This window comes from Bacillus sp. XF8 (assembly GCF_017498755.1).
In the GTDB taxonomy this organism is placed as follows: Bacteria; Bacillota; Bacilli; order Bacillales; family Bacillaceae_G; genus Bacillus_A; species Bacillus_A bingmayongensis.
On the sequence record NZ_JAGDQK010000018.1, the window covers coordinates 1 to 21,766 of the forward strand.

The 21,766-nt window shown below is 37.5% G+C and carries 19 protein-coding genes, 1 pseudogene and 1 riboswitch; of the genes and pseudogenes, 14 read left to right on the forward strand and 6 right to left on the reverse strand.

Going from position 1 to position 21,766, the window contains the following annotated elements; genetic code table 11:
• A partial coding sequence (locus J4P91_RS11185) for an LTA synthase family protein (protein WP_483862144.1) occupies positions 1-716 on the reverse strand: 716 nt, incomplete at its 3' end.
• A gap of 712 nt (positions 717-1,428) precedes the next feature.
• Here J4P91_RS11185 and J4P91_RS11190 point away from each other — a divergent pair.
• From J4P91_RS11190 to lldP, 3 genes are all read left to right on the forward strand, one after another.
• Entirely contained in the window at positions 1,429-1,794 is a 366-nt protein-coding gene (locus J4P91_RS11190) for a YkvA family protein (RefSeq protein WP_207994192.1), read from the forward strand.
• Between the two features lie 49 nt (positions 1,795-1,843).
• Entirely contained in the window at positions 1,844-2,341 is a 498-nt protein-coding gene (locus tag J4P91_RS11195; protein WP_017153475.1) for a metal-binding protein, read from the forward strand.
• Positions 2,342-2,787: 446 nt separating this feature from the next.
• The gene (lldP, locus tag J4P91_RS11200) at positions 2,788-4,446 is read left to right on the forward strand and encodes an L-lactate permease (RefSeq protein WP_207994193.1); all 1,659 of its coding nucleotides are present in this window, start codon (positions 2,788-2,790) and stop codon (positions 4,444-4,446) included.
• A gap of 412 nt (positions 4,447-4,858) precedes the next feature.
• On the opposite strand, the pseudogene J4P91_RS11205 reads toward lldP, so the two are convergent.
• A pseudogene (locus J4P91_RS11205) lies at positions 4,859-5,017 on the reverse strand (TetR/AcrR family transcriptional regulator); the annotation flags it as partial.
• Between the two features lie 335 nt (positions 5,018-5,352).
• On the opposite strand from J4P91_RS11205, the gene murQ reads away from it, so the two are divergent.
• From murQ to thiC, 5 genes are all read left to right on the forward strand, one after another.
• Positions 5,353-6,249: an N-acetylmuramic acid 6-phosphate etherase gene (gene murQ / locus J4P91_RS11210; RefSeq protein ID WP_279538596.1), complete on the forward strand. Its 897-nt coding sequence runs from the start codon at positions 5,353-5,355 to the stop codon at positions 6,247-6,249.
• A gap of 101 nt (positions 6,250-6,350) precedes the next feature.
• Positions 6,351-7,775, forward strand: a complete 1,425-nt coding sequence (locus J4P91_RS11215) for a PTS transporter subunit EIIC (RefSeq protein WP_207994195.1) — start codon at positions 6,351-6,353, stop codon at positions 7,773-7,775.
• A 73-nt stretch (positions 7,776-7,848) separates the two neighbouring features.
• Entirely contained in the window at positions 7,849-8,871 is a 1,023-nt protein-coding gene (locus tag J4P91_RS11220) for a MupG family TIM beta-alpha barrel fold protein (RefSeq protein WP_207994196.1), read from the forward strand.
• A 219-nt stretch (positions 8,872-9,090) separates the two neighbouring features.
• A complete protein-coding gene (locus tag J4P91_RS11225; RefSeq protein ID WP_207994197.1) occupies positions 9,091-9,942 on the forward strand; it encodes a MurR/RpiR family transcriptional regulator in 852 nt (283 codons plus the stop codon).
• A gap of 142 nt (positions 9,943-10,084) precedes the next feature.
• A riboswitch (TPP riboswitch) is annotated at positions 10,085-10,200 on the forward strand.
• Between the two features lie 264 nt (positions 10,201-10,464).
• Positions 10,465-12,225 (forward strand): phosphomethylpyrimidine synthase ThiC, encoded by a 1,761-nt coding sequence (thiC, locus tag J4P91_RS11230; RefSeq protein WP_207994198.1) that lies wholly within the window; start codon positions 10,465-10,467, stop codon positions 12,223-12,225.
• A gap of 104 nt (positions 12,226-12,329) precedes the next feature.
• On the opposite strand, the gene J4P91_RS11235 is transcribed toward thiC, so the two are convergent.
• Both J4P91_RS11235 and J4P91_RS11240 read right to left on the reverse strand, forming a co-directional pair.
• Positions 12,330-13,355, reverse strand: a complete 1,026-nt coding sequence (locus tag J4P91_RS11235) for a cytochrome d ubiquinol oxidase subunit II (RefSeq protein ID WP_017153452.1) — start codon at positions 13,353-13,355, stop codon at positions 12,330-12,332.
• Positions 13,348-14,703, reverse strand: a complete 1,356-nt coding sequence (locus J4P91_RS11240; protein WP_207994199.1) for a cytochrome ubiquinol oxidase subunit I — start codon at positions 14,701-14,703, stop codon at positions 13,348-13,350. Before J4P91_RS11240 ends, J4P91_RS11235 begins: the two co-directional genes overlap by 8 nt.
• A gap of 273 nt (positions 14,704-14,976) precedes the next feature.
• On the opposite strand from J4P91_RS11240, the gene J4P91_RS11245 reads away from it, so the two are divergent.
• Positions 14,977-15,120 (forward strand): hypothetical protein, encoded by a 144-nt coding sequence (locus tag J4P91_RS11245; RefSeq protein ID WP_017153450.1) that lies wholly within the window; start codon positions 14,977-14,979, stop codon positions 15,118-15,120.
• 107 nt (positions 15,121-15,227) lie between these two features.
• Positions 15,228-16,313: a transcriptional regulator gene (locus tag J4P91_RS11250; protein WP_207994200.1), complete on the forward strand. Its 1,086-nt coding sequence runs from the start codon at positions 15,228-15,230 to the stop codon at positions 16,311-16,313.
• Between the two features lie 33 nt (positions 16,314-16,346).
• Here J4P91_RS11250 and J4P91_RS11255 read toward each other — a convergent pair whose 3' ends face one another.
• On the reverse strand, positions 16,347-17,516 hold the full coding sequence (locus J4P91_RS11255) for an acyltransferase family protein (RefSeq protein WP_207994201.1): 1,170 nt from the start codon (positions 17,514-17,516) through the stop codon (positions 16,347-16,349).
• Between the two features lie 117 nt (positions 17,517-17,633).
• Complete coding sequence (locus J4P91_RS11260; protein ID WP_207994202.1) at positions 17,634-18,848, reverse strand: dicarboxylate/amino acid:cation symporter; 1,215 nt, start codon at positions 18,846-18,848, stop codon at positions 17,634-17,636.
• 387 nt (positions 18,849-19,235) lie between these two features.
• On the opposite strand from J4P91_RS11260, the gene J4P91_RS11265 reads away from it, so the two are divergent.
• From J4P91_RS11265 to J4P91_RS11280, 4 genes are all read left to right on the forward strand, one after another.
• A complete protein-coding gene (locus J4P91_RS11265; protein ID WP_207994203.1) occupies positions 19,236-19,538 on the forward strand; it encodes a PTS sugar transporter subunit IIB in 303 nt (100 codons plus the stop codon).
• Between the two features lie 14 nt (positions 19,539-19,552).
• The gene (gene celB / locus J4P91_RS11270) at positions 19,553-20,854 is read left to right on the forward strand and encodes a PTS cellobiose transporter subunit IIC (RefSeq protein ID WP_207994204.1); all 1,302 of its coding nucleotides are present in this window, start codon (positions 19,553-19,555) and stop codon (positions 20,852-20,854) included.
• A gap of 9 nt (positions 20,855-20,863) precedes the next feature.
• On the forward strand, positions 20,864-21,181 hold the full coding sequence (locus tag J4P91_RS11275) for a PTS sugar transporter subunit IIA (protein WP_207994205.1): 318 nt from the start codon (positions 20,864-20,866) through the stop codon (positions 21,179-21,181).
• Positions 21,182-21,314: 133 nt separating this feature from the next.
• Entirely contained in the window at positions 21,315-21,764 is a 450-nt protein-coding gene (locus tag J4P91_RS11280; RefSeq protein WP_207994206.1) for a LytTR family DNA-binding domain-containing protein, read from the forward strand.
• The last annotated feature ends 2 nt before the right edge of the window (positions 21,765-21,766 follow it).

The window sequence follows — 21,766 nt, forward strand, 5'->3', positions numbered from 1 at the left end:
GGATCTGGTTTACTTTGTATTGTCTTCACATAGTTTTCTGTTTCTTGTAATTTGCTACCATCAGCAAATGCTTTTTGTGAACTTGATTTTGCTTGTAAGCCAAGATCATATACTTGGTGAGCATATAAACCTAAGTTTTTCACAAGCATAACGCGGTCAAATGAACGTGTTAATAGTTCTGGACGCTCAGTTTCTGCAAGCCCTAAGTTTGCGAAGAAAATAGCAACCGTTGATACGAAGTATAAAGAACGCATCGGACGTGATACGCGCTCCGTTTTTGCAAAGTTTTTCTTTTTCTTTAATAGAACCGAAAAGATAACAATATCAGCAAATGCAACGATGATTTTGTAATTAAATAGTTCTTTTACACTGGACCCTAACTGTCCAAAGTTGGATGTTTGCCCAAGTACGGGTAAAGTAACGAAGTCATTGTAGAATCCGTAGAACATTACGTTACCAACAAGAACGATTGTTAAAACAAAATCAATTCCAAGTGCTATATAATTACGTTTCTTTCCTTTTGCGAATAATGCAAGACCCACAAGCAGTAATGATGCTGCTAATGGACTAATAAATAAGATAAATTCTTGCATGAAAGATTCAAGTTTCAAATCAAAGCTCGTACGCGTTATGATGTAAGTTTTTAGCCATAAGGCCAAAGCAACGAACAAAGTAAAACGCACATTTTGAAATTGTGATTTTAAAGATTCCTTCATCCATTTCCACCCTTTCTCTATCAGGCTTGGTCGATTTTGGAGCGAAAAATGCTAAAATAAAAAATACATAGTTTTCTAGGCCATGAGTAGAGTTTCCTATATCACCCATATACGACTTTAACTATGCATACCCATTTGGTTTCCTGCCGTTTCTTTTGTTGATCCATAAGCATAACGTCATTTCTGTATTATACAACAAAATTCAATTCTTAGAAACACTATAACGTTTTACAGTTTTTGTATTTTTTATTGTTGCTGCCAGAGAAAACTTTAACATTGGTTTATATGCTCGTCAACTAGAAAATATAACAAAGATAAAAGAGAATGTTAAGAGAAATCCGATATTTTATATTGAGAAATATTGATAGAAAATATATAAATCCTTTCTTTTTAGAGAGGAGAGAGCGTCCGCTCAAGCATAGAAGCTGCCCCATGCCGAGTTTAAAACAAAGAGAGAAAATGAGAGCAGGTCTTCTTTTGTTTTCATAGCCGTGATTTATATATGAAAAATCTTATTTTAATTAGAGTAAATAGCGGAAAAGGTGTCGAACACTTGTTCTTTTTGCTGTTGTCTGTTACAATAAGTTTTTATTGATAGGTTATGTGTATATTTCATGAACGTTTAATTGACTAATGGAGCTAGTTCCTTCTTTTTGAAGCACATCTACTTTTTGCGTATAATTAAGAAAAACAAAACATGGGGGCTCTTTATATGGAACGAAAATTTTCAGTCGAAGCGTTTTGGAATAAAGTGAAACATGTAGCGAAACAAGCAGGACAATCGGTTATTTATGCGAGTTTATTGCTGTTTTACGTTATGCAAAGACCGGATGTTCCAAAGCGAGTAAAGGCAACCATTATTGGAGTGCTTGCCTACTTTATTGCTCCAATTGATGCGATTCCAGATTTTATAGCAGGGATTGGCTATACGGATGATTTAGGTGCATTAACAGCTGCACTTTTGCAAGCATCCATGTATGTAAATGAAGATGTAAAAGAAAAAGCACAGATGAAATTAGCCGATTGGTTTGGTTCGGATATAGACACATCGTTTATCGATCAAAGATTAGATCAATAGGTGAGAACTGTCAGAAATGGCAGGGCAAACATAAGCGAGGAAGTGTACTATGCCATCAGGAAAAACACATACGAAAATAAACTTACTTTCTCTCCCGATTGTTTTGTTTATGCTTGTTTCGTATGGACTAACAAATTTTGATTTTTTACTCACTTTTGCGATAGGATTTTTAATCGGCACGTTTTTCTTAACACCAGATTTGGATATTCATAGTAACGCCTATAATAAATGGGGATTACTTCGTATTTTTTGGTATCCGTATCAATGTGTGATGCCGCATCGTTCTTTTTTAACGCATACGATTGTAATCGGTGATCTTATTCGTATACTGTATATGCTTCTTGTCTTTTCTCCATTCCTATACATATTAAATAAAACGGTACTAGACGGAAGATTACTTGAGATTGCAAAGGAACATGATGTTGCTTTAACGACATTTGTAATTGGAGTTATCGCTGCGAGTGCACTCCACATTATAGCGGATCGATTAAATACGCGCCGAAAAAAGCTTATGAGACGAAAGAAAAGAAGCCGAAGAAGAAGGTAGGGCACTTGCAAATTGCGAGTGCTTTTTCTTTTTTTGTATTGTGCTGAACGAGGCATGAGACTTTTAATCAAACGTTTGTTTAAAGTGAAATACGCCAGGGTGACAGCCTTTTCTTTTATTAATCAAACGTTTGTTTAAAATAATGAGGGAAGAATGAAACCGCCTTTTTTCCTATTATAAATTTATCCCGCTATTTGCGGGCAGTAAGACCCCCACTGATTAAAGTTTCACTTTATAAAAAGTGAACGATTTGCCTAAAAAATTAGAAAATTCACCGAAAAATATCTTTTTAAAATAAAAATGATATGGTAAAGTATTAATACAAATGTTTGAAAACGTTTTCTTAAAACGTTTTTTATTTTAGGCTTAAAGGTATGATGACCGGATAGCCTATTGATAGGATTATAGGAATTTTAAAACAGGGGATTACAGAAAGGGAGAGGACAATGGGCACATGGACACAAGTTTACGATCCGTTCGGTAACATTTGGATTTCCGCAGCGGTAGCACTTATTCCAATTATCTTTTTTTTCTTGGCTTTAGCAGTCTTTCGTATGAAGGGGTATGTAGCAGGATTTATTACAGTTGTATTAACAATTTTAGTTGCGCTATTTGCGTATAAAATGCCGTTTACAATGGCGATGGCAGCAACCGGATATGGTTTTGCATATGGGTTATGGCCAATTGCGTGGATTATTGTGATGTCGGTATTTTTATATAAAATTTCTGTCAAAACAGGACAGTTTGATGTGATTCGTGCATCGGTATTATCGATTACGAATGATCATCGTTTACTCGTTATTTTAATTGGTTTTTCATTTGGTGCATTTTTGGAAGGGGCAGCTGGATTTGGTGCACCGGTAGCAATTACGGCAGCGCTTCTTGCTGGTCTTGGTTTAAATCCGTTATATGCAGCTGGACTTTGCTTAATTGCAAATACAGCGCCGGTAGCGTTCGGAGCAATGGGGATTCCGATTACAGTTGCGGGACAAGTAACAGGTATTGATCCACATAAAATTGGACAAATGGCTGGACACCAATTGCCGTTCTTATCATTATTTGTTCCATTCTTTATCGTATTTTTAATGGATGGCTTCAAAGGTATAAAACAAACATGGCCTGCATTACTTGTAGCAGGTAGTTCATTTGCAATTACGCAATTTATTACAGCGACGTTTTTAGGACCAGAACTTCCGGATATTACATCAGCGCTTGTCAGCTTAATATGTTTAGCATTATTCCTAAAAGTATGGCAGCCGAAAGAAATCTATCAATCTAATCAAGCGAATGCTGAAGTGGCAACAACGACAGCTTCATCCATGCCGAAATTAACAGCTGGAAAAGTTGTAAAGGCTTGGTCACCATTTATTATTTTGACAGTGATGGTTGTTATTTGGAGTCAAGGTTTCTTCAAAACGTTATTTGCTCCAGGCGGGGCGTTAGAAAGTCTTGTATTTAAGTTTCAAATTCCGGGTTTGCATAATTTAGTGATGAAGGCAGAACCGATTGTAAATAAACCAACACCTTATGACGCAGTATTAAAGTTTGACGTTTTATCCGCAACAGGAACAGCGATTTTAATTGCATGTATTATTTCTATTATTGTCTTAAAAATGAGTGCAAAACAAGCAGCAGAAACATTTGCAGAAACGTTACAAGAATTAAAAATGCCAATTCTATCTATCGGTTTCGTATTAGGATTTGCATTTATCGCAAACTATTCTGGTTTATCGTCAACACTCGCGCTAGCATTAGCAGGAACAGGTGAATTATTCCCGTTCTTCTCACCATTTCTTGGTTGGATTGGCGTATTCCTAACAGGATCAGATACATCGGCAAATGCACTATTCTCTAATTTGCAAGCTATTACAGCACAGCAAGTTGGTGTAAAAGAAGTATTGCTTGTTGCGGCAAATACAACAGGTGGTGTAACGGGTAAAATGATTTCTCCGCAATCGATTGCTATCGCATGTGCAGCAGTAGGACTCGCTGGAAAAGAATCTGACTTATTCCGCTTTACAGTGAAACATAGTCTATTCTTTGTAATCATTGTTGGTATTATGACATATGTACAAGCTTATTATTTAACGTGGATGATACCGTAATGGGTTTTATGAAATGAAAATACTCAAAAATATTATTATGTAAATGGATGAAATACCAATTGTGGGATAGAAAACAAGAAAACTTAGTTAATTTGAGGGCACTGAAAAAGTTCATTTAAAGAGAAAAAGAAGATGGCCATCTACTGTATATAGATGGTTATCTTCTTTTTGTATATTGATAAAATTTTCATTGCTTACTCAAAATAGGGACTTTTTCGGTAGTCTCATTAATTTAGTTCTCTTTTGTAATAAGGATATCGTCAACATTTCAGGAATGTTGACGATATCCCATTGCCATCAAGCTAATATTTTGAAGGCGAGCTCTCATAATGATTATGAATAGCTAGAGCAGCATCATCTTCTAATGCTAACGATTCTTCAAGATAACTTTTCACTTTTTTTCCGGTTCTTTTAATTGCTCCTTTCCCTCTGGAAAGTAATAATAAATAGAGCCGCGTAGCGCGTTGCTCTCCTTCGTAATCTGACTTAAACTTGTCGCATGATATCCTTGCTTACGAAATAATTTAGAAGCTGCGTTTAACAACTTCTCTTTGGTATTTGTTTGCTCCATTAAAGATTCTCCTTTTAAATTTATCAATGGTTATGTTGAAGTTAAAGGGACGCTGTCTCATGCCATTAGGATAAGATAAATGGATATCTCCATAACTTCTTTTCTATGAATTTTAGAGAGGGAGTATTGTTTTTTTCGTTACGGGGTATTTTATTTTCCTTGGCTTGATGGGTATTTGTCAGGGTTCCCTATAGGTATTTTTTATTCTTTTTTGAAATTTAATTTTAAAGTAAATAAAAATATATTGAAATTATATTTTACAAATGCTATTCTATACCTGTAATAAAGAAAACGCTTTCGAAAGATGCTTTTAGTAAATAATTTCAATAAAAAGGATGATATATATGTTAGAAAATTTAACGACAGAAACTCGTAATGAAAAAACGATGAACTTAGATGAGATGTCAATAATAGAATTTCTTAAAGTAATGAACGAAGAGGATGCCAAAGTAGCAGACAGTGTGAAGCAAGAACTTCCACAAATTGCAAAAGCGGTAGAAGCAATTGTAGAAGCAAAAAGAAAAGGAGGGCGCTTAATCTATATTGGTGCTGGAACAAGTGGTCGCATTGGTTTGCTAGATGCAGTTGAATGTCCACCAACTTTTGGGACAGAACCTGAAGAAGTAGTTGGATTAATTGCTGGCGGCGAGAAAGCTTTTATCAAAGCGGTAGAAGGTGCAGAAGACAGTAAAGAATTAGGAATTCAAGATTTAAAGGACATTCATCTAACAAATACAGACGTTGTAGTTGGAATTGCTGCGAGTGGACGTACTCCATATGTGATTGGCGGTTTAGCATATGCGAATTCTATTGGAGCACAAACAGTAGCAGTAAGTTGTAATAAAGGTTCCGCAATTGGAAAAGAGGCAAATATTGCGATTGAAGTTAATAATGGACCTGAGGTATTAACTGGGTCTACTCGACTGAAATCTGGTACTTCTCAAAAATTAGTTTGTAATATGCTTTCAACAGCATCTATGGTCGGACTAGGAAAAGTATATGGCAATTTAATGGTGGATGTACAATTAACAAACGAAAAGCTTGTAGAACGTGCAAAACGTATTGTAATGGAAGCTACATCTTGTGACTACGAAACAGCTGAATCATATTTAGCAAAGGCTGATAATAAGCCGAAAATTGCAATTGTAATGATCTTAGCAGGTTTTTCAAAAGAAGAAGCTGTGCAACGATTAGAAGAGACTCAAGGTTTTATTCGTCAAGCAATTAAATAAAGTGAAAAAGTTGTTAGTAACCTTGCCTAACTCCGAAGCTTAACTAATGGAATTGCTAAGGAGTTAGGGTCTGGATTTAGATAATAAAAGGAGGAAAGATCATGAGTAAATACCAAAACATGGCAACTGAAATTTTAGATGCTATTGGAGGTAGTGGGAACGTTGCCTCATATACAAATTGTATGACACGTCTTCGTGTGACACCTATCAATCGTAGCGCAATTAATGAAGAAGCATTGAAGAAAATTAACGGAGTTCTTGGCACGGTTGATGATGAAACATATCAAATCATTCTCGGACCAGGCGTTGTTACAAAAGTAGCAGAACAATTTGGTATTGTGCTAGAAGAAGAAAAAGGAAAAGGTAGTACTTCAGGGGCTCCTTCTGCAGAAGAATTAAAAGCAAAAGGCGCAGATATGAAAGCAGAATTAAAGAAAAAGAATAACACACCTTTTAAAAACTTCTTAAGAAAAGTTGGTAGCATCTTTATTCCTCTTATTCCAGCATTCGTTGGAGCAGGGTTAATTGCAGGTATTGCATCAATTTTGTCAAATAATATTACTGCTGGAAACTTAGATGGAGATACTTGGAATCAATATGTAACGATACTAAATGTTATTAAAAACGCAATTTTTGCATATCTAGTAATTTATGTAGGTATTAATGCAGCGAAAGAATTTGAGGCAACTCCAGCTCTTGGTGGGGTAATCGGTGGAACGACGCTATTGACAGGAATGTCACCAGACAATCCAATTCATAATATCTTTACTGGTGAACCTTTATCAGCAGGGCAAGGTGGAGTAATTGGAGTATTATTAGCTGTATGGATTTTAGCATTAGTGGAAAAGCAATTACGTAAAGTGATTCCTGATGCAATTGATATCATTGTGACACCTACCATTGCATTATTAGTAGTAGGTCTTGTAACAATTTTCTTAATTATGCCTTTTGCAGGTTTTATTTCAGATAACTTAATCGGTTCGATTAACTGGGTATTAGCCCGTGGCGGTGCATTTTCAGGATTTGTTCTTGGTGCAGCATTCTTACCACTTGTTATGTTAGGATTGCATCAAGTATTAACACCAATTCATATTGAGATGATTAATTCAACAGGTGCAACACAATTACTTCCAATTCTTGCAATGGCAGGAGCAGGACAAGTTGGAGCAGCAATCGCAATATGGATTCGTTGCCGCAAAAATAAATCTCTAACAAATATGATTAAAGGTGCACTGCCAGTTGGTATTCTTGGAATCGGTGAACCATTAATTTACGGTGTAACATTACCGTTAGGAAAACCATTTATCACAGCATGTATTGGCGGTGGTATTGGAGGAGCAGTTATTGGGTTGCTTGGCCATGTCGGTGCGATTGCTATTGGACCATCAGGTATGGCATTAATTCCGCTAATTGCTGATGGATTATGGCTTAACTATATCATTGGCTTACTAGCAGGATATGCCGCTGGATTTATTCTCACATATTTCTTCGGTATACCAAAAGAAGCAATGATGGAACAAGAGTAATAAAGTGAAACTTTAAATGGAAGTTTCACTTTATAGAACGACGAAACGTTAACTCATTTTAGGAGAGATACTCATGTTAGGATATTCAATTTACTTTTCACAACTAGATATGTCCTTTGTTCAAAAGATGGATCAAAGAGGAGTAAAGACAATTTTCACTTCCTTCCATATCCCTGAAGAACAAATGACTCATCAAATAATCCAAGATTTTTTGGAAGATTCAAAGGAAAACAATAGAGATGTTGTTATTGATATTTCACCTAATACTCTTCAAGTCATTGGTGTTAATGATTACCTTGAAATGAAAGACCTTGGAGTAAAGACAGTTCGTATTGACTTTGGAATTAGCGATGAGGAAATTGTGGAACTGCAAAAGCATTTTCGGATTGTATTAAATGCTAGTACTCTCGATGAACAAAAAATTTGCGAATTACAGGGCAAAGGATTAAATCTGGGGCATGTAGTAGCCATGCATAACTTTTATCCAAGGGAGTATACAGGAATATCAATGGAGTTCTTTTCTAATAAAAACCGCATATTCCAAAAATACGGCATTCAGGTTTGGGCGTTTATTCCAGGAGATAAAGTGTTACGAGGTCCAATTTTTGCAGGTTTACCAACTGTTGAAAAACATCGAAATCAATCCCCTTATGTAAGTTATGTGGAATTATCACAGGGTATTGATGGGATTTTTATTGGTGATCCTCAAATAGATGATGATACATTGGATTTGATAAATAGATTTGAAAAAGAAGGAATTATTACTTTACCTACAAGTGAATTGTCTCCGTACATTCCAAAAGACATTATCTATAACAATCGTCCTGATGAATCAGAAGCTGTTATAAGAATTGAACAAGGAAGAGAGTTATTTTCTAAGAAAGAAGAATTGTACACTACTACAAAACCTGGCAAAAGATTGATTGGAACGATTACCGTAGATAATGCTGAATACTTACGATATATTGGTGAAACTCAAATCATGAAACAACAGTTGCCAGAGGATCCACGAGTAAATAGTGTTGGAAAAATACACGATGAATATCTAAGCCTTTTAGATTATGTGAAAGCAGGAACTAAAATTAAGTTTCAATAACGAAGGGAATGATACCTATGTACTAGGGAAAAACGACTAGTCATAGGTATTTTTATCCCGCATTAACGGGCAGTAAGACCCTCACCTCAAAATTCAGCGAAAGCAAAGAAGTTAGGTGGGGGATGAAGAAAACCCCCCACTGATTAAAGTTTCACTTTATCAGGAAGCAAAACGCTGGAGTTAAATAGAAAAAGTATAAATGGAAAGAAGCTGAAATAATTGGCGGTAAATAGTATCCGAACACAAATAGAATTAGTCTTAGGTGAGTTACCTGACTCAGAGAGAAAGATAGCAGAATATATTCTTTCTCATACAAAAGAAGTAACACAGATGACAATACATCAATTAGCAAAAGAAGCAGAAGCAAGTAGTGCGGCCGTTGTTCGCTTTTGTCGATCATTAGGAGTAACTGGTTTTCCAGATTTGAAAGCACGTCTATATGCTGAAGTAGAGCATATACAACATGTAGGATATTTTGATATTGAACCTAATGAAAAAGTGCAGTCCATTATTGATAAAACGTTATCTAATACAGTACAAACGCTTCATGATACAGTGGGTCAATTAGAAACGAAATCTATTGAAGAAGCAGTTAATTTCCTAAGAGATACAGACGTTATTTATATTTATGGAGTGGGGGCATCTTTTCTTATTGCAGAGGATGTAGCGCAGAAATGGATCCGTTTAGGTAAAAAGGCTTATGCAATTTCAGATCGTCATTTGTTAGCGGTAGCGATGGCTACTCAATCAGAAAATGCCTTATTTTGGGGAATCTCGTATAGTGGAGAAACGAGAGACGTAATAGAGCTAATGAAAACAGCAAAAGAGCTTAAGTTAAAGACAATTAGCCTTTCTCGTTTAGGAAACAGTAAGATTTCTGAGCTAGCAGATGTATCTTTATTTACAGCGCGTGCACCTGAAGCCAAAATTCGTAGTGCAGCTACAAGCTCTCGATTTGCTCAACTATTAGTAGTCGATGTCGTTTTCTTTGTATACTCGTCTTCTCAATATGAGTTCACAGTAAAGCAATTAGAAAAGACAAAACATGCTATACAGAATCTGCGTGAATAAAGCTTTTCTGTTATAAAGTTGAAAAAATAAGTAGTTATGTGATCATTGGAGTAGCAAGTGATAGGCAGGGAGGAATCTTTAAGAATACCTTTGCATTTTTCTGATTATCGTGTATGATGAGAAAGTATTGGAAATTAAATCAGTGATAAACTAGGGGTGCCCAAGAGAAGCTTGGGCTGAGAGAGAAGTGCGAGAACTTCTTAACCCTCTGGACCTGATCTGGCTCGTACCAGCGTAGGGAAGTTAACGGCTTTACATAACTATGTCTTTATGAGCCAGGTCCTTGTTTTACTATGGACCTGGCTCTTTTTATTTTGGCATGCGCTGGCCACTAGTTCTCGTCCTTGTCACACGTAAGTAAGGCGGAAGCGGCTTGATCAGAATGGAAGAAGCGAAGCCATCGACCATTCTAGCCACTGAAGCTGGATTCAGAGTCAAGATAATCAAAGTTGCTTGGAAGATGGTTGGAGATTTCAAGCAAGGAAGGTTTCTTGAAACGATAAAGGGGAGGAAACACAAATTATGAAGCAATCTGTTTCAGCTGAGCAAATTGAATTGAAGTCGAGTTTACCTGGGAGTAAGAAAGTCTATGTTGATGGCCCGCGTGAAGGAATGAAAGTACCGATGCGTGAGATCGAACAAAGTGATACAAACGGTGTGCCAAACCCACCGATTCGCGTGTATGATACGAGCGGACCTTATACAGATCCAGAATACAAAGTGGAACTTGAACAAGGAATTCCAACGCCTCGTCATGGCTGGATTGTTGAGCGCGGAGATGTGGAAGAGTATGAAGGGCGTGAAATCAAACCGGAAGATGATGGTGTGAAGGCTGCATCCGAGCATACACCTGTGTTCCCACAAATGGATCGTAAGCCACTTCGCGCAAAAAAAGGGGCAAATGTAACGCAAATGCACTATGCTCGTAACGGCATCATTACATCTGAAATGGAATATGTTGCGATTCGTGAAGGCGTAGAGCCAGAGTTTGTTCGTAAAGAGATTGCAGAAGGACGCGCTATTTTACCAGCAAACATAAACCACCCAGAAGCAGAACCAATGATTATCGGCCGCAATTTCCATGTGAAAGTAAATGCGAATATTGGGAACTCTGCGGTATCTTCTTCCATTGCAGAAGAAGTAGAGAAGATGACATGGGCAACGCGCTGGGGCGCAGATACAATTATGGATCTATCAACAGGAAAAAATATTCATACAACTCGTGAATGGATTATCCGTAATGCTCCGGTACCAGTTGGAACAGTGCCGATTTATCAAGCGCTAGAAAAAGTAAATGGTATTGCTGAAGACTTAACTTGGGAAGTATATCGTGACACGTTAATTGAACAAGCGGAGCAAGGTGTGGATTACTTTACAATTCATGCAGGTGTACTACTTCGTTACATTCCAATTACAGCAAAGCGTACAACAGGAATTGTTTCACGCGGTGGTTCGATTATGGCGCAGTGGTGTTTATATCATCATAAAGAAAACTTCCTATACACACACTTTGAAGAAATTTGTGAAATTATGAAACAATATGATGTTTCCTTCTCTTTAGGAGATGGATTACGTCCAGGTTCGATTGCGGATGCAAATGATGAAGCGCAATTCTCTGAGCTGGAAACGCTTGGTGAGTTAACGAAAATTGCTTGGAAGCATGATGTGCAAGTAATGATTGAAGGACCAGGGCATGTACCAATGCATTTAATTAAAGAAAATATGGATAAAGAACTTGATATTTGCCAAGGTGCACCGTTCTATACACTCGGACCGTTAACAACGGATATTGCACCAGGTTATGATCATATTACATCGGCGATTGGCGCAGCGATGATCGGCTGGTTTGGTACAGCGATGCTTTGCTATGTAACACCGAAAGAGCATTTAGGATTGCCAAACAAAGATGACGTTCGTGAAGGGGTTATTACGTATAAAATTGCAGCGCATGCAGCGGACCTTGCGAAAGGACATAAAACAGCCCAGCAACGTGATGATGCACTTTCAAAAGCTCGTTTTGAATTCCGCTGGCGCGATCAATTTAACTTATCTTTAGATCCTGAACGCGCAATGGATTTCCACGATGAAACGTTGCCAGCAGAAGGTGCAAAAACAGCCCATTTCTGCTCAATGTGTGGCCCGAAATTCTGTAGTATGAGAATTTCACATGATATTCGTGAATATGCAAAAGAGAATGATTTAGAAACAACAGAAGCAATTGAGCAAGGTATGAAAGAGAAGGCAGAAGAATTTAAAGAAGCTGGTAGTCATTTATATCAATAATACGGGATGTACCATTCCGAACACCTTTTTACTTGATTGATCACATGTACTTAACTTAAATATAGAAGCCCCCTTTGCTAAGACGGTAGCAGAGGGGGCTATTATTATTTTTCCTTTAGGAACGTTCGATCCTTTAAGAATAAATTCCAGAAGAAGATAAAGCCTGGAAGTAAGATCGCAATGCCGATTGCATAGAGAATGAGTAAGGCATAGAATGTTTCCTTCGTTGTAAAGCTTGTGAATACAGTAACGTCTGGATAAATGATATACGGTAAATGCGCGACGCCGTAAGCGTAGCTTGCAAATGCATATTGCGCAACAACCGCTAAAACGGCGATCCGTGGCCAACCGAGCGTACTATGCTTTTTATTTGTCCACCAAAGAGAAGAATATCCAATTACAAATAAAATAATAGATACTGTGAACCATGGGAATTGTTTAATTAACCCTTGCATGAGCCAATGTGTTTCGGGTTCCATGACAACAAGGGCGATGATGGCTGTAACAAGTGTTGCCGGACCGAGTACGATGGCATTGCGTCTATAAAGGCGATACGTATCCTCTGAGCCTTGTTCTCTTGCAAAGTCAGCTAGAAAAAGAGAGGACAGGAATAGCTCAGAAGTTAATCCGAATAGCATATAGCAATAAATTACAGGGCTTGATAAAAGTTTTCCGTATAATAGGACTTCTTTACCTCCAGAAGTCGTAATATAAGCACCTTCTGTCACGGGTAAAACCGTAATTAATAAGGCAGGAATTAAGAGCCCCGTAATACCAGAAATGAAACGCAAGGTATGTTCATATTTTGGTACAGAATAAGCGAACACCATAAATGTACTACGAATAGCGACGAGAACTAAAATTAATGTCACCGGTACGAACATGACTGTTGCAAGGGTAAAAGTCGCTTTCGGAAAGAAGCCAAGAAATGCAACAACAACAAAAACGAGGAAAGTATTTGTGACCTCCCAAGTTGGTGATAAGTATCGATTGGCAAGCTTTGCAGCAAGTGTTGGGTGTTTGGCATATACCATGCCCCAAAATCCAGCTCCGAAATCAATGGAGCCTAAAATGCTGTATACGAAGATAAGGGCCCATAAAATGATAATCGCAATACTCGCCTCATGCACGAGAATCTCCTCCTTGCTGCCTTAAATCATTTTTTAGCGGATGTCTTCTAAAGAAAGTCCGTAGTACGAAAATCGTTAAAGCGCCAAGCCCGATATATAAAATGATGAATAAAATAAATAAGGGCCCGACGAAATCAGCGCGCGTAGCAGCATCCATTGTGCGCTGCATCCCATAAATCGTCCAAGGCTGACGGCCACTACAACTGAAAATCCATCCGAATTCAATGCCGAGCATCATAATCGGCCCGCATGCAGCAGTGGCCCATAGAAGCCATTTTGGCAACTCTGCTCCTTTTTTTCTATAAATAAAGTACCAATATAAAAGAGCAATTGCTGCGACGGCAAAAGTGAATACAGCTGTACCAACCATTAAATTAAAGAACGTATGGGTATAAAATGGCGGCCACGTTTCTTGTGGAAATTCATTTAACCCTTTTACGACAGTGTTAGGGTTCAATCCAACTAGCAAACTTAACATATTAGGAATTTCAAGCCCGTATTGTAGTTCATGAGTTGCCGGATCGACAAATCCGCCAATTGCAAGAGGAGCATGTGATGTTGTATCAAATAATGCTTCTGCTGCGGCTAATTTTTCCGGAGAATGTTCATGTAAGGCAATTGCCGATTCATGCCCAGAAAGCCACATGATTGCGCCGGTAATAAATGTAACGACAAGGCCTAAAAATAGCCCTTTTTTATGATAAGCAATTTCACGTGCACCCAGATTTCGCTTTAATAATTTAAATCCGGCGATGGAAGCAATGACTGCCGCTCCCGTTGCATAAGCAGTAATGACAACGTGAAAAGAACTTGTGAAAAAGCTAGGATTAAAGAATGCTTTCCACGGGTCAACGTTAAAAACAGAGCCATCAGGATTCATAGAAAAGCCTGCTGGTGTATTCATCCATGTGTTTGCTGAGGTAATTAATACGGCGGATGCAGTAGCACCAAGCATGACAAAAAAAAGTGAGATTAATCTCATAAATGGTGGTAATTTATCTGCTGCATATACGTAAATGGACATAAATAAAGCCTCTAAGAAGAAGGCGAAAATCTCAATCTGGAACGGAACAGAAATCACTTGACCGACAATTTTGGCGAACCCGGGCCAAAGAAGTGAAATTTGTACACCGACGATTGTTCCAGTTGGAATTGCTACACCAAGAAGAATGGCGAAAGCCTTTGTCCACCTTTTTGCCATAACAGCGTAATCTGAATCCTTCTTCCAGTGATATAATACTTCGCTTATAAAAATCATTAAAGATAGTCCGATTCCAAGGGTTGCAAAAATAATGTGGAATGCTAGTGATGACCCAAAGAAAGCCCGTGACAATGTAACAGTATCCATAATTCTACTCCTCTTCATTTTTGCCATTATTTTCTGATTGAACTGGAAAATCTATTCAAAAAAATGTAAAAAAATACATATGTATTTTAAAAAGTTAATATGATATTATAATTTTGAAATCTTCAGAAAAATAAGAGAGTTAAAGAGAAAAATATTTCATTTGTGTTTTAGAACAAAATCTTTTATAATGCTTATGCGAACGTTAGTTCTGTTTGGGGGTTCATTTGTAGAAGGACAAGCTGGAAGGTCATGTGAAACGGAGGGGATGTTTGTATGTATCCTGAAGTCATTAGAAAAATGGCGTTTTCGAAAGAGCATAAAGATTTGTTATTAAAGTTATACAATAAAGAAATTACACGGCGTGAATATGATCACCTTGTGCAATCACTGTATCGCAGGGCGAAAGAGGCTAATTAACGTGTGTAAAGGATAGAAAGTGAGGGGCAATCTAAAGGATTGTCATTTTAATGTTTCCGTATGTTCTACTAAGGTTACGGTTAGCCTTATTATAGAGGTGAAAAAATGTGCGGAAACGTTTGTATATATGGATTGCGTTAACTTTATTTGTGATTTTAGGTGGAATTGTTTTTTGGACTGCACTACAAGGGAATCGGACAGAATATTTTATTTTGAGACATATGCTCAATGATAATGGTACGCTCGCAACATATCGAATAGCTGATCCAAATGTAGGAACGAGCGAGGCAGCCGGTCGTGAAGCATTATCAGAATCAGCAGGGTTATGGCTACAATATACGCTTGATATGGACAATCAATCATTATTTGATGAACAAGTAAAGGTAATCCAAAATTATTTTATACATCCTGTCCATATTGTTTTATGGAAGATTTCTGAAACAGGAGAAAGACAGTCTGCCACGAATGCCCTCATTGATGATCTTCGTATTATCGAACAGCTATATCGTGCCTATGAAATGTATAAAGAAGAGCGCTATAGAGATCTTGCTGATCAAGTGAGTGATGCTGTGCTTCGTTATAATAAGAAAGGGAAACAGTATGTTGATTATTATGACGCAGATAAGGGTATGCAAAATAACATATTAACGACATCTTACATAAATCCAAGTGCATTCTCTTATATGAAAAAGTACGGAAAAATCTCAGAAACGCAGTATCAGGAAGTGATTCAATTTTTAGCGGATTATCCAAGGCGTGGCTGGGCATTCCCGAAAGAATATAAAGAGGATGGTACATTTGCATTTGAAAACCAGGTGAATTTGATTGATCAATCGTATGTTGCCTATCATCGCAGTTTAGGCGGAATTTCCTCTAAAGCATATTTAGATTTTATTAAAAAGGCATTTCGTAAAGATGGGAAGCTATACGGTCGCTATGATTTAGAAACAGGAAAACCAGTAGTAGATTTTGAATCCCCAGCAGCGTATGGGCTGACAATTCTATATGTGTTACAAACGGGAGATATAAAGTTTGCTAAGGAATTGTACGAGCGTATGAGTGAATTCCGGAATGACAACGTATTCAGCAGATTTTATGGCGGATATGTAACTGGAAAAGAGGGCAACACGCATATTTTTGATAATGTGTTGCCGCTGTTAGCTGAGACGAAATTGAAAATGGATAAGGAATAGAAATGCCATTCTAGAAAGGGTATAAGCTTCTTCTTATTTTTTACCTCTTAATAACGGTAAGGTAGGTATGAGTGCTGGCCATTTTAATATTGGAGTAGGAGAAGGTCCTGTAATCCATGTATGGAATGGAAGAACACTACATATAACCATTGTGATGATAGAGAATGTTGCCGTCATAAGAAAAAGGAATAGACTATATAGAATTGTATTGGTTTGTACTGTAAATAGAGATAGTAATTTCGTGCTTAGCTGTAAGAAGAAAAAGTGTGCTAAATAAGCTCCGTATGTGTAGTTTCCAATAAAACGCAATGTTTTATATAATGTTCCTCGCCGCTGAACAATCATGATAGATAATACGTAAAGTATGAGTATTTCACATACAATGTATAAAAACATGGAGGGCTTTAAGTATGTAGATACAGTGAGATGAATTGAATCTACACCATAGAAGCTAAACATTTCATAATTAATGAATAAGAAGAAAATAAAAAACAAAATTGTCACAAGCGGTATGTGCTTCATGACAAATAAACGCCAAGCTCGCAGTGCTACCGCTGCAATTCCGCCCATAACAAAGTAGAATGAATAGAAGAAGAAGGAACGGTCTGTATAATGTAAGATGGTTGAACGAGTTAACACTTCGCCGTTAAAAATATAATGGGAAGAGAACCACATTAAGAGAAAATATAGGATGGCAAAAGCAACCATGAATCTATATATGTCTTGCTGATTATGTGTTCGTTTTTGAAACCAATAAAATAAAGTACATAGTAAGGGGAATAGCAAATGAATTTGAAACATCATGATGACATACCAAAGATGAGGCGCCGCTGTTCCAAGTAATAAGCTCTTTATTCCGCTTTGCATCGTAACGAATTGGGTTGTTGTAAATAAGTAAATGATAGACCAGAATAAGTAAGGTGCAAGTAGATGTGCAGTTTTTTCGTATATGTATTCTTTATATACCATTTGTTTTGTATACTGCCGAATTAAATGAAATCCAACGATAAAGATGAATGCTGGTGCTGAAAATTTTGCGAGGTTGAATAGCATTCCAATAATGAGAGATTGTTCTAATGCGATATTTCCTTGATTCATTGTATATAGTAAAGAACTTTGTAAAACAACAGCAAGAAACGCGATGCTTTGCAAAACCTTAAATTCTGGGGCATTTTGTGTCATGATTTCCATCTCCTTTTCCATACATGATTATAGTACGAAGAAGAGGGAAGGGCTGTGGAAAATTTGTGAAAGTTATAACAAATTTGTGATTAAAGAAAAAAAGAGCGTTAGTTTTATGAAAAACAACGCTCTTTTTTCTTATGCAAATTTATTCTTAACCCAGTCTTTCCCTTCAACAAGACGAGCTGTCATTACGGCACAAACATTATCACCTGTTACGTTTAACATCGTTGCTGGTGGGTCGATGATTGTACTAATAGCTGCGATAATTGGCAACGCTTCTGGTGGGAAGCCGTATAGAGAAACGATTAACATTTCACCAATCATACCACCGCCTGGAATAGCACCCATTACTGTTCCTACTAATAGGGAAACAACAAGAGCGATTGCTAATGTTTTTGGACTTGAGAATTCCATATTGAAAATCCCGAATAAGAAAGCAATTTTAATTACGCCACCTAAAACAGATCCGTCTTTATGAAGTGTAGAACCAAGAAGAACAACTGTTTCACGAATGTCAGAAGAAATACCCATTTTTTTAGTTGCTTCTAAGTTTGCTGGAATACTCGCGGCACTACTACAAGTTGCAAGTGATGTAACTGTAGGAGAGACCATGTTTCTCCAAAAAATTTGTACACCTTGTTTGCGCCCTGCAAGGTAAGCATAAAATGTAAAGGCAACAAAGAAGTATAAGATAGAAGCCGGATAGTATACCATTGCAGCTCGGAAATACGTTCCAAGAAGCTGTGGACCGAATTCTCCAACTAAAGCTGCGAAGTAGGCAGCTAGTCCAATTGGAGCATAGTACATAATGAATGATACAACTTTCATTGAGATCTCTGCGCCAGATTGTAAGAAGCTAGCGAATGGCTTTCCTTTTTCTCCAACTGCTGAAGTTGCTACCCCCATTAAAATAGAGAAGAAAATAAGCGCTAGCATATTTTCACGAGATAATAACTTCGAAAATTCTGATACGGTGAAAATGCCCACGATTTGATCAGCCACGCTAATATTTTCAACTTTATCAGGCTTTGTTAGTTCTAATACAACACCTTGCGCTGGTGGGAATACTTTCACAACAATAATCATAAAAATTGCAGCAATAATACTTGTAAATAAGAAAGTCCCAGCCATGCTAGACATAATTTTTCCGAAACGTTTTAATCCATCCATATTGGCAATAGATGAAGCAATGCTAAAGAACACAAGAGGCACAACAATCGTAAACATTAAGTTTAAGAAAATGTCACCAAGCGGTTTTAAAGCAACTGCATCGGTACCCATGAAATAACCAATGAAACCACCAATTAGGATGGAAGATAATAAAATAAGTGGAAAGCGATAAGCTTTCATATATATACCCTCCAATCTATTTATCCCGCATTAACGGGCAGTAAGACCCCCACCTCAAAGTTCAGCGAAAGCAAAGAAGTTAGGTGGGGGATCAACGGCCCGTAAAAGCCCGATTCGTAAAGGCTAATAATCAGAAGGGGATGAAGAAAACCCCCTCTGATTAAAGTCTCACTTTATAAAAAATCATACTGAATCATTATAACCAGTTGTGAGGCTGTTTACTAGGAGAATACACATAGATGGAATAGCGTGAAAACAGAGAAATTTTTGTTTTTATGCTCGTCATATGAAAAATAATCTAGACATATATATTGGTAATCTAGTAGCGGATTTGAAGAGCAACGTTGATATGATTCCAGCATGATTAAAAATAAGGGGGGGAGTTTGATGAACATTTTACTTTGCTGTGCAGCAGGAATGTCTACCAGTTTACTTGTAACGAAAATGGAGAAAGCAGCACAAGCAAAAGGGTTAGAAGTAAAAATCTGGGCTGTATCGGGTTCGGAAATACGGAATCATATTGATGAAGCGGATGTGCTCTTGCTTGGACCACAAGTGCGTTATTTATTACCGAAGATGAAGGAAATGTGTGGAGAAAAAGGGATACCTGTTGATATTATTCACTCTGTACATTATGGCCTTTGTAACGGAGAGGCCGTATTGGAAGCAGCATTGTCAATGAAAGCATGAGGAGAGTGGAGTAGATGGTCCGATTTTTAGAGAAATATGTGATGCCAATAGCGGGGAGAATTGCACAGCAGCGGCATTTACAAGCAATTCGTGATGGCATTATTTTAACGATGCCTTTCTTAATTATTGGTTCATTTTTCCTTATTATTAGTGCTTTGCCAATACCTGGCTACAATGATTTTATGGAAGGTTTATTTGGAGGGAATTGGCAGAAGGCGTTAGGGTATCCAGTTAGCGCAACATTTAATATAATGTCTTTAATAGCCACTTTTGGAATCGCTTACAGACTAGGGGAGCAATATAAAGTGGATGCATTAGCAGCAGGGGCATTGTCACTTGTATCATTCTTACTTGCAACTCCATTTCAAGTGACGCATATCATACCTAGTACGAAAGAGAGTGTACTTGTAGATGGAGTTATACCTGCTGCACTGATGGGAAGTCAAGGATTATTCGTGGCGATGATTATAGCACTTATATCTACTGAAATTTACAGGTTTATTATCCAAAGAAAGTTGATTATTAAAATGCCAGAAACGGTCCCACCAGCTGTAACACGTTCATTTGCAGCACTTGTTCCAGGATTTATTGTTGTGACGGTTATTTGGATTCTACGTTTAATTTTGGAAAACACTTCTTTCGGTAGTATTCATAATATTGTAGGGCAGCTCTTGCAAGCTCCGCTTAGTGTACTTGGCGCCAGCCTTTTTGGCGCGGTGGCAGCGGTTATTGTTGTCCATGTGCTTTGGGCATGTGGAATTCACGGTGCTGCAATTGTAGGCGGTGTTATGAGCCCGGTTTGGTTATCATTAATGGATCAAAACCGCATTGCTTTTCAGGCGGGGCAAGACGTCCCAAACACAATAACAGCACAATTCTTTGATTTGTGGATCTACACAGGTGGATCTGGTGCAACGCTTGCACTTGTTGTAGCGATGTTATTATTTGCACGGAGTCAGCAATTAAAAAGTTTAGGGCGGTTATCAATTGCACCAGGCATTTTTAATATTAATGAGATGGTCACGTTTGGGATGCCAATTGTGTTAAATCCGCTTCTTCTTATTCCATTTATACTTGCTCCAGTTGTTTTAACAGTTGTATCGTATTTCGCAATGGAATGGGGGCTTGTTGCTCGGCCAAGTGGAGCGGCTGTACCATGGACTACACCGATTCTTTTCAGTGGGTATTTAGGATCAGGAGGTAAAATTTCAGGTGTTGTATTGCAGTTAATTAACTTTGTGCTTGCTTTTCTTATTTATTTTCCATTCTTGAAAATGTGGGATAAACAAAAGGTAGCCGAAGAAAAGGGGGAGTAGAAAGTTAAAATGGATACGTTAGAGACGCAGGCTTTTCATTTGATTTTACATGGAGGAAATGCGAGAAGCAGTGCGATGGAAGCAATTGATTGTGCGAAGCGTGGGGAATTTACAGAAGCGGAGACGAAATTGCAAGAAGCCTTGCAAGAGCTGCAAGAGGCACATCGTTTGCAAACAGATTTAATACAAAGAGAAGCTGGTGGGGAAAAAACAGAAATTAGGCTTCTAATGGTTCATGCACAAGATCATTTAATGAACGCCATAACAGTGAAGGAATTAGCGAGTGAATTTGTAGAGTTATATAGGAAAATGTTAGCGAAAGAATGAAGCCTTGCTTATGCAAGGTTTTTTTATGTACGAAAAAGTGTCAGTCATGATGGAGGCGATACCATTTATGTACAAATCTATTTTATTTTTCCAAATATATGTAACAATAAAAGTGTAAGGGAGGTGGAAAGTAGTGAAAATTCACCTTGAATTAGATCCATCACAAGATGAAATAGAGATTATTGTAAAGACAAAAGAAGTAACAGATGAAATTCACCATCTTTTAAAAAGGATAGAAGGTGGGAGTGTAAAACAAATTGTTGGAATTTTGGATCAGCAATATTATTTGTTAGAGCCAAAGGAAATTTATTGGTTTTATGCAGAGAATCGAAAAGTAATGGCTCAAACATCGAAAGGAAGTCTTGAAGTGAAATCCCGTTTGTATGAACTAGAAACAAAATTACAGGGTGATCGATTTGTACGGTTTTCAAAGTCTACATTAGCGAACCTACAGCATGTAACAAGCTTTGAAATGTCTTTTAGCGGCAGTATGTGTGCCCATTTTTCAAATGGAATGAAAGAGTATGTTTCAAGAAAGTATGTACCGCTTATTAAAGAAGCTCTGAATATGGGAGGAGGCTAGAA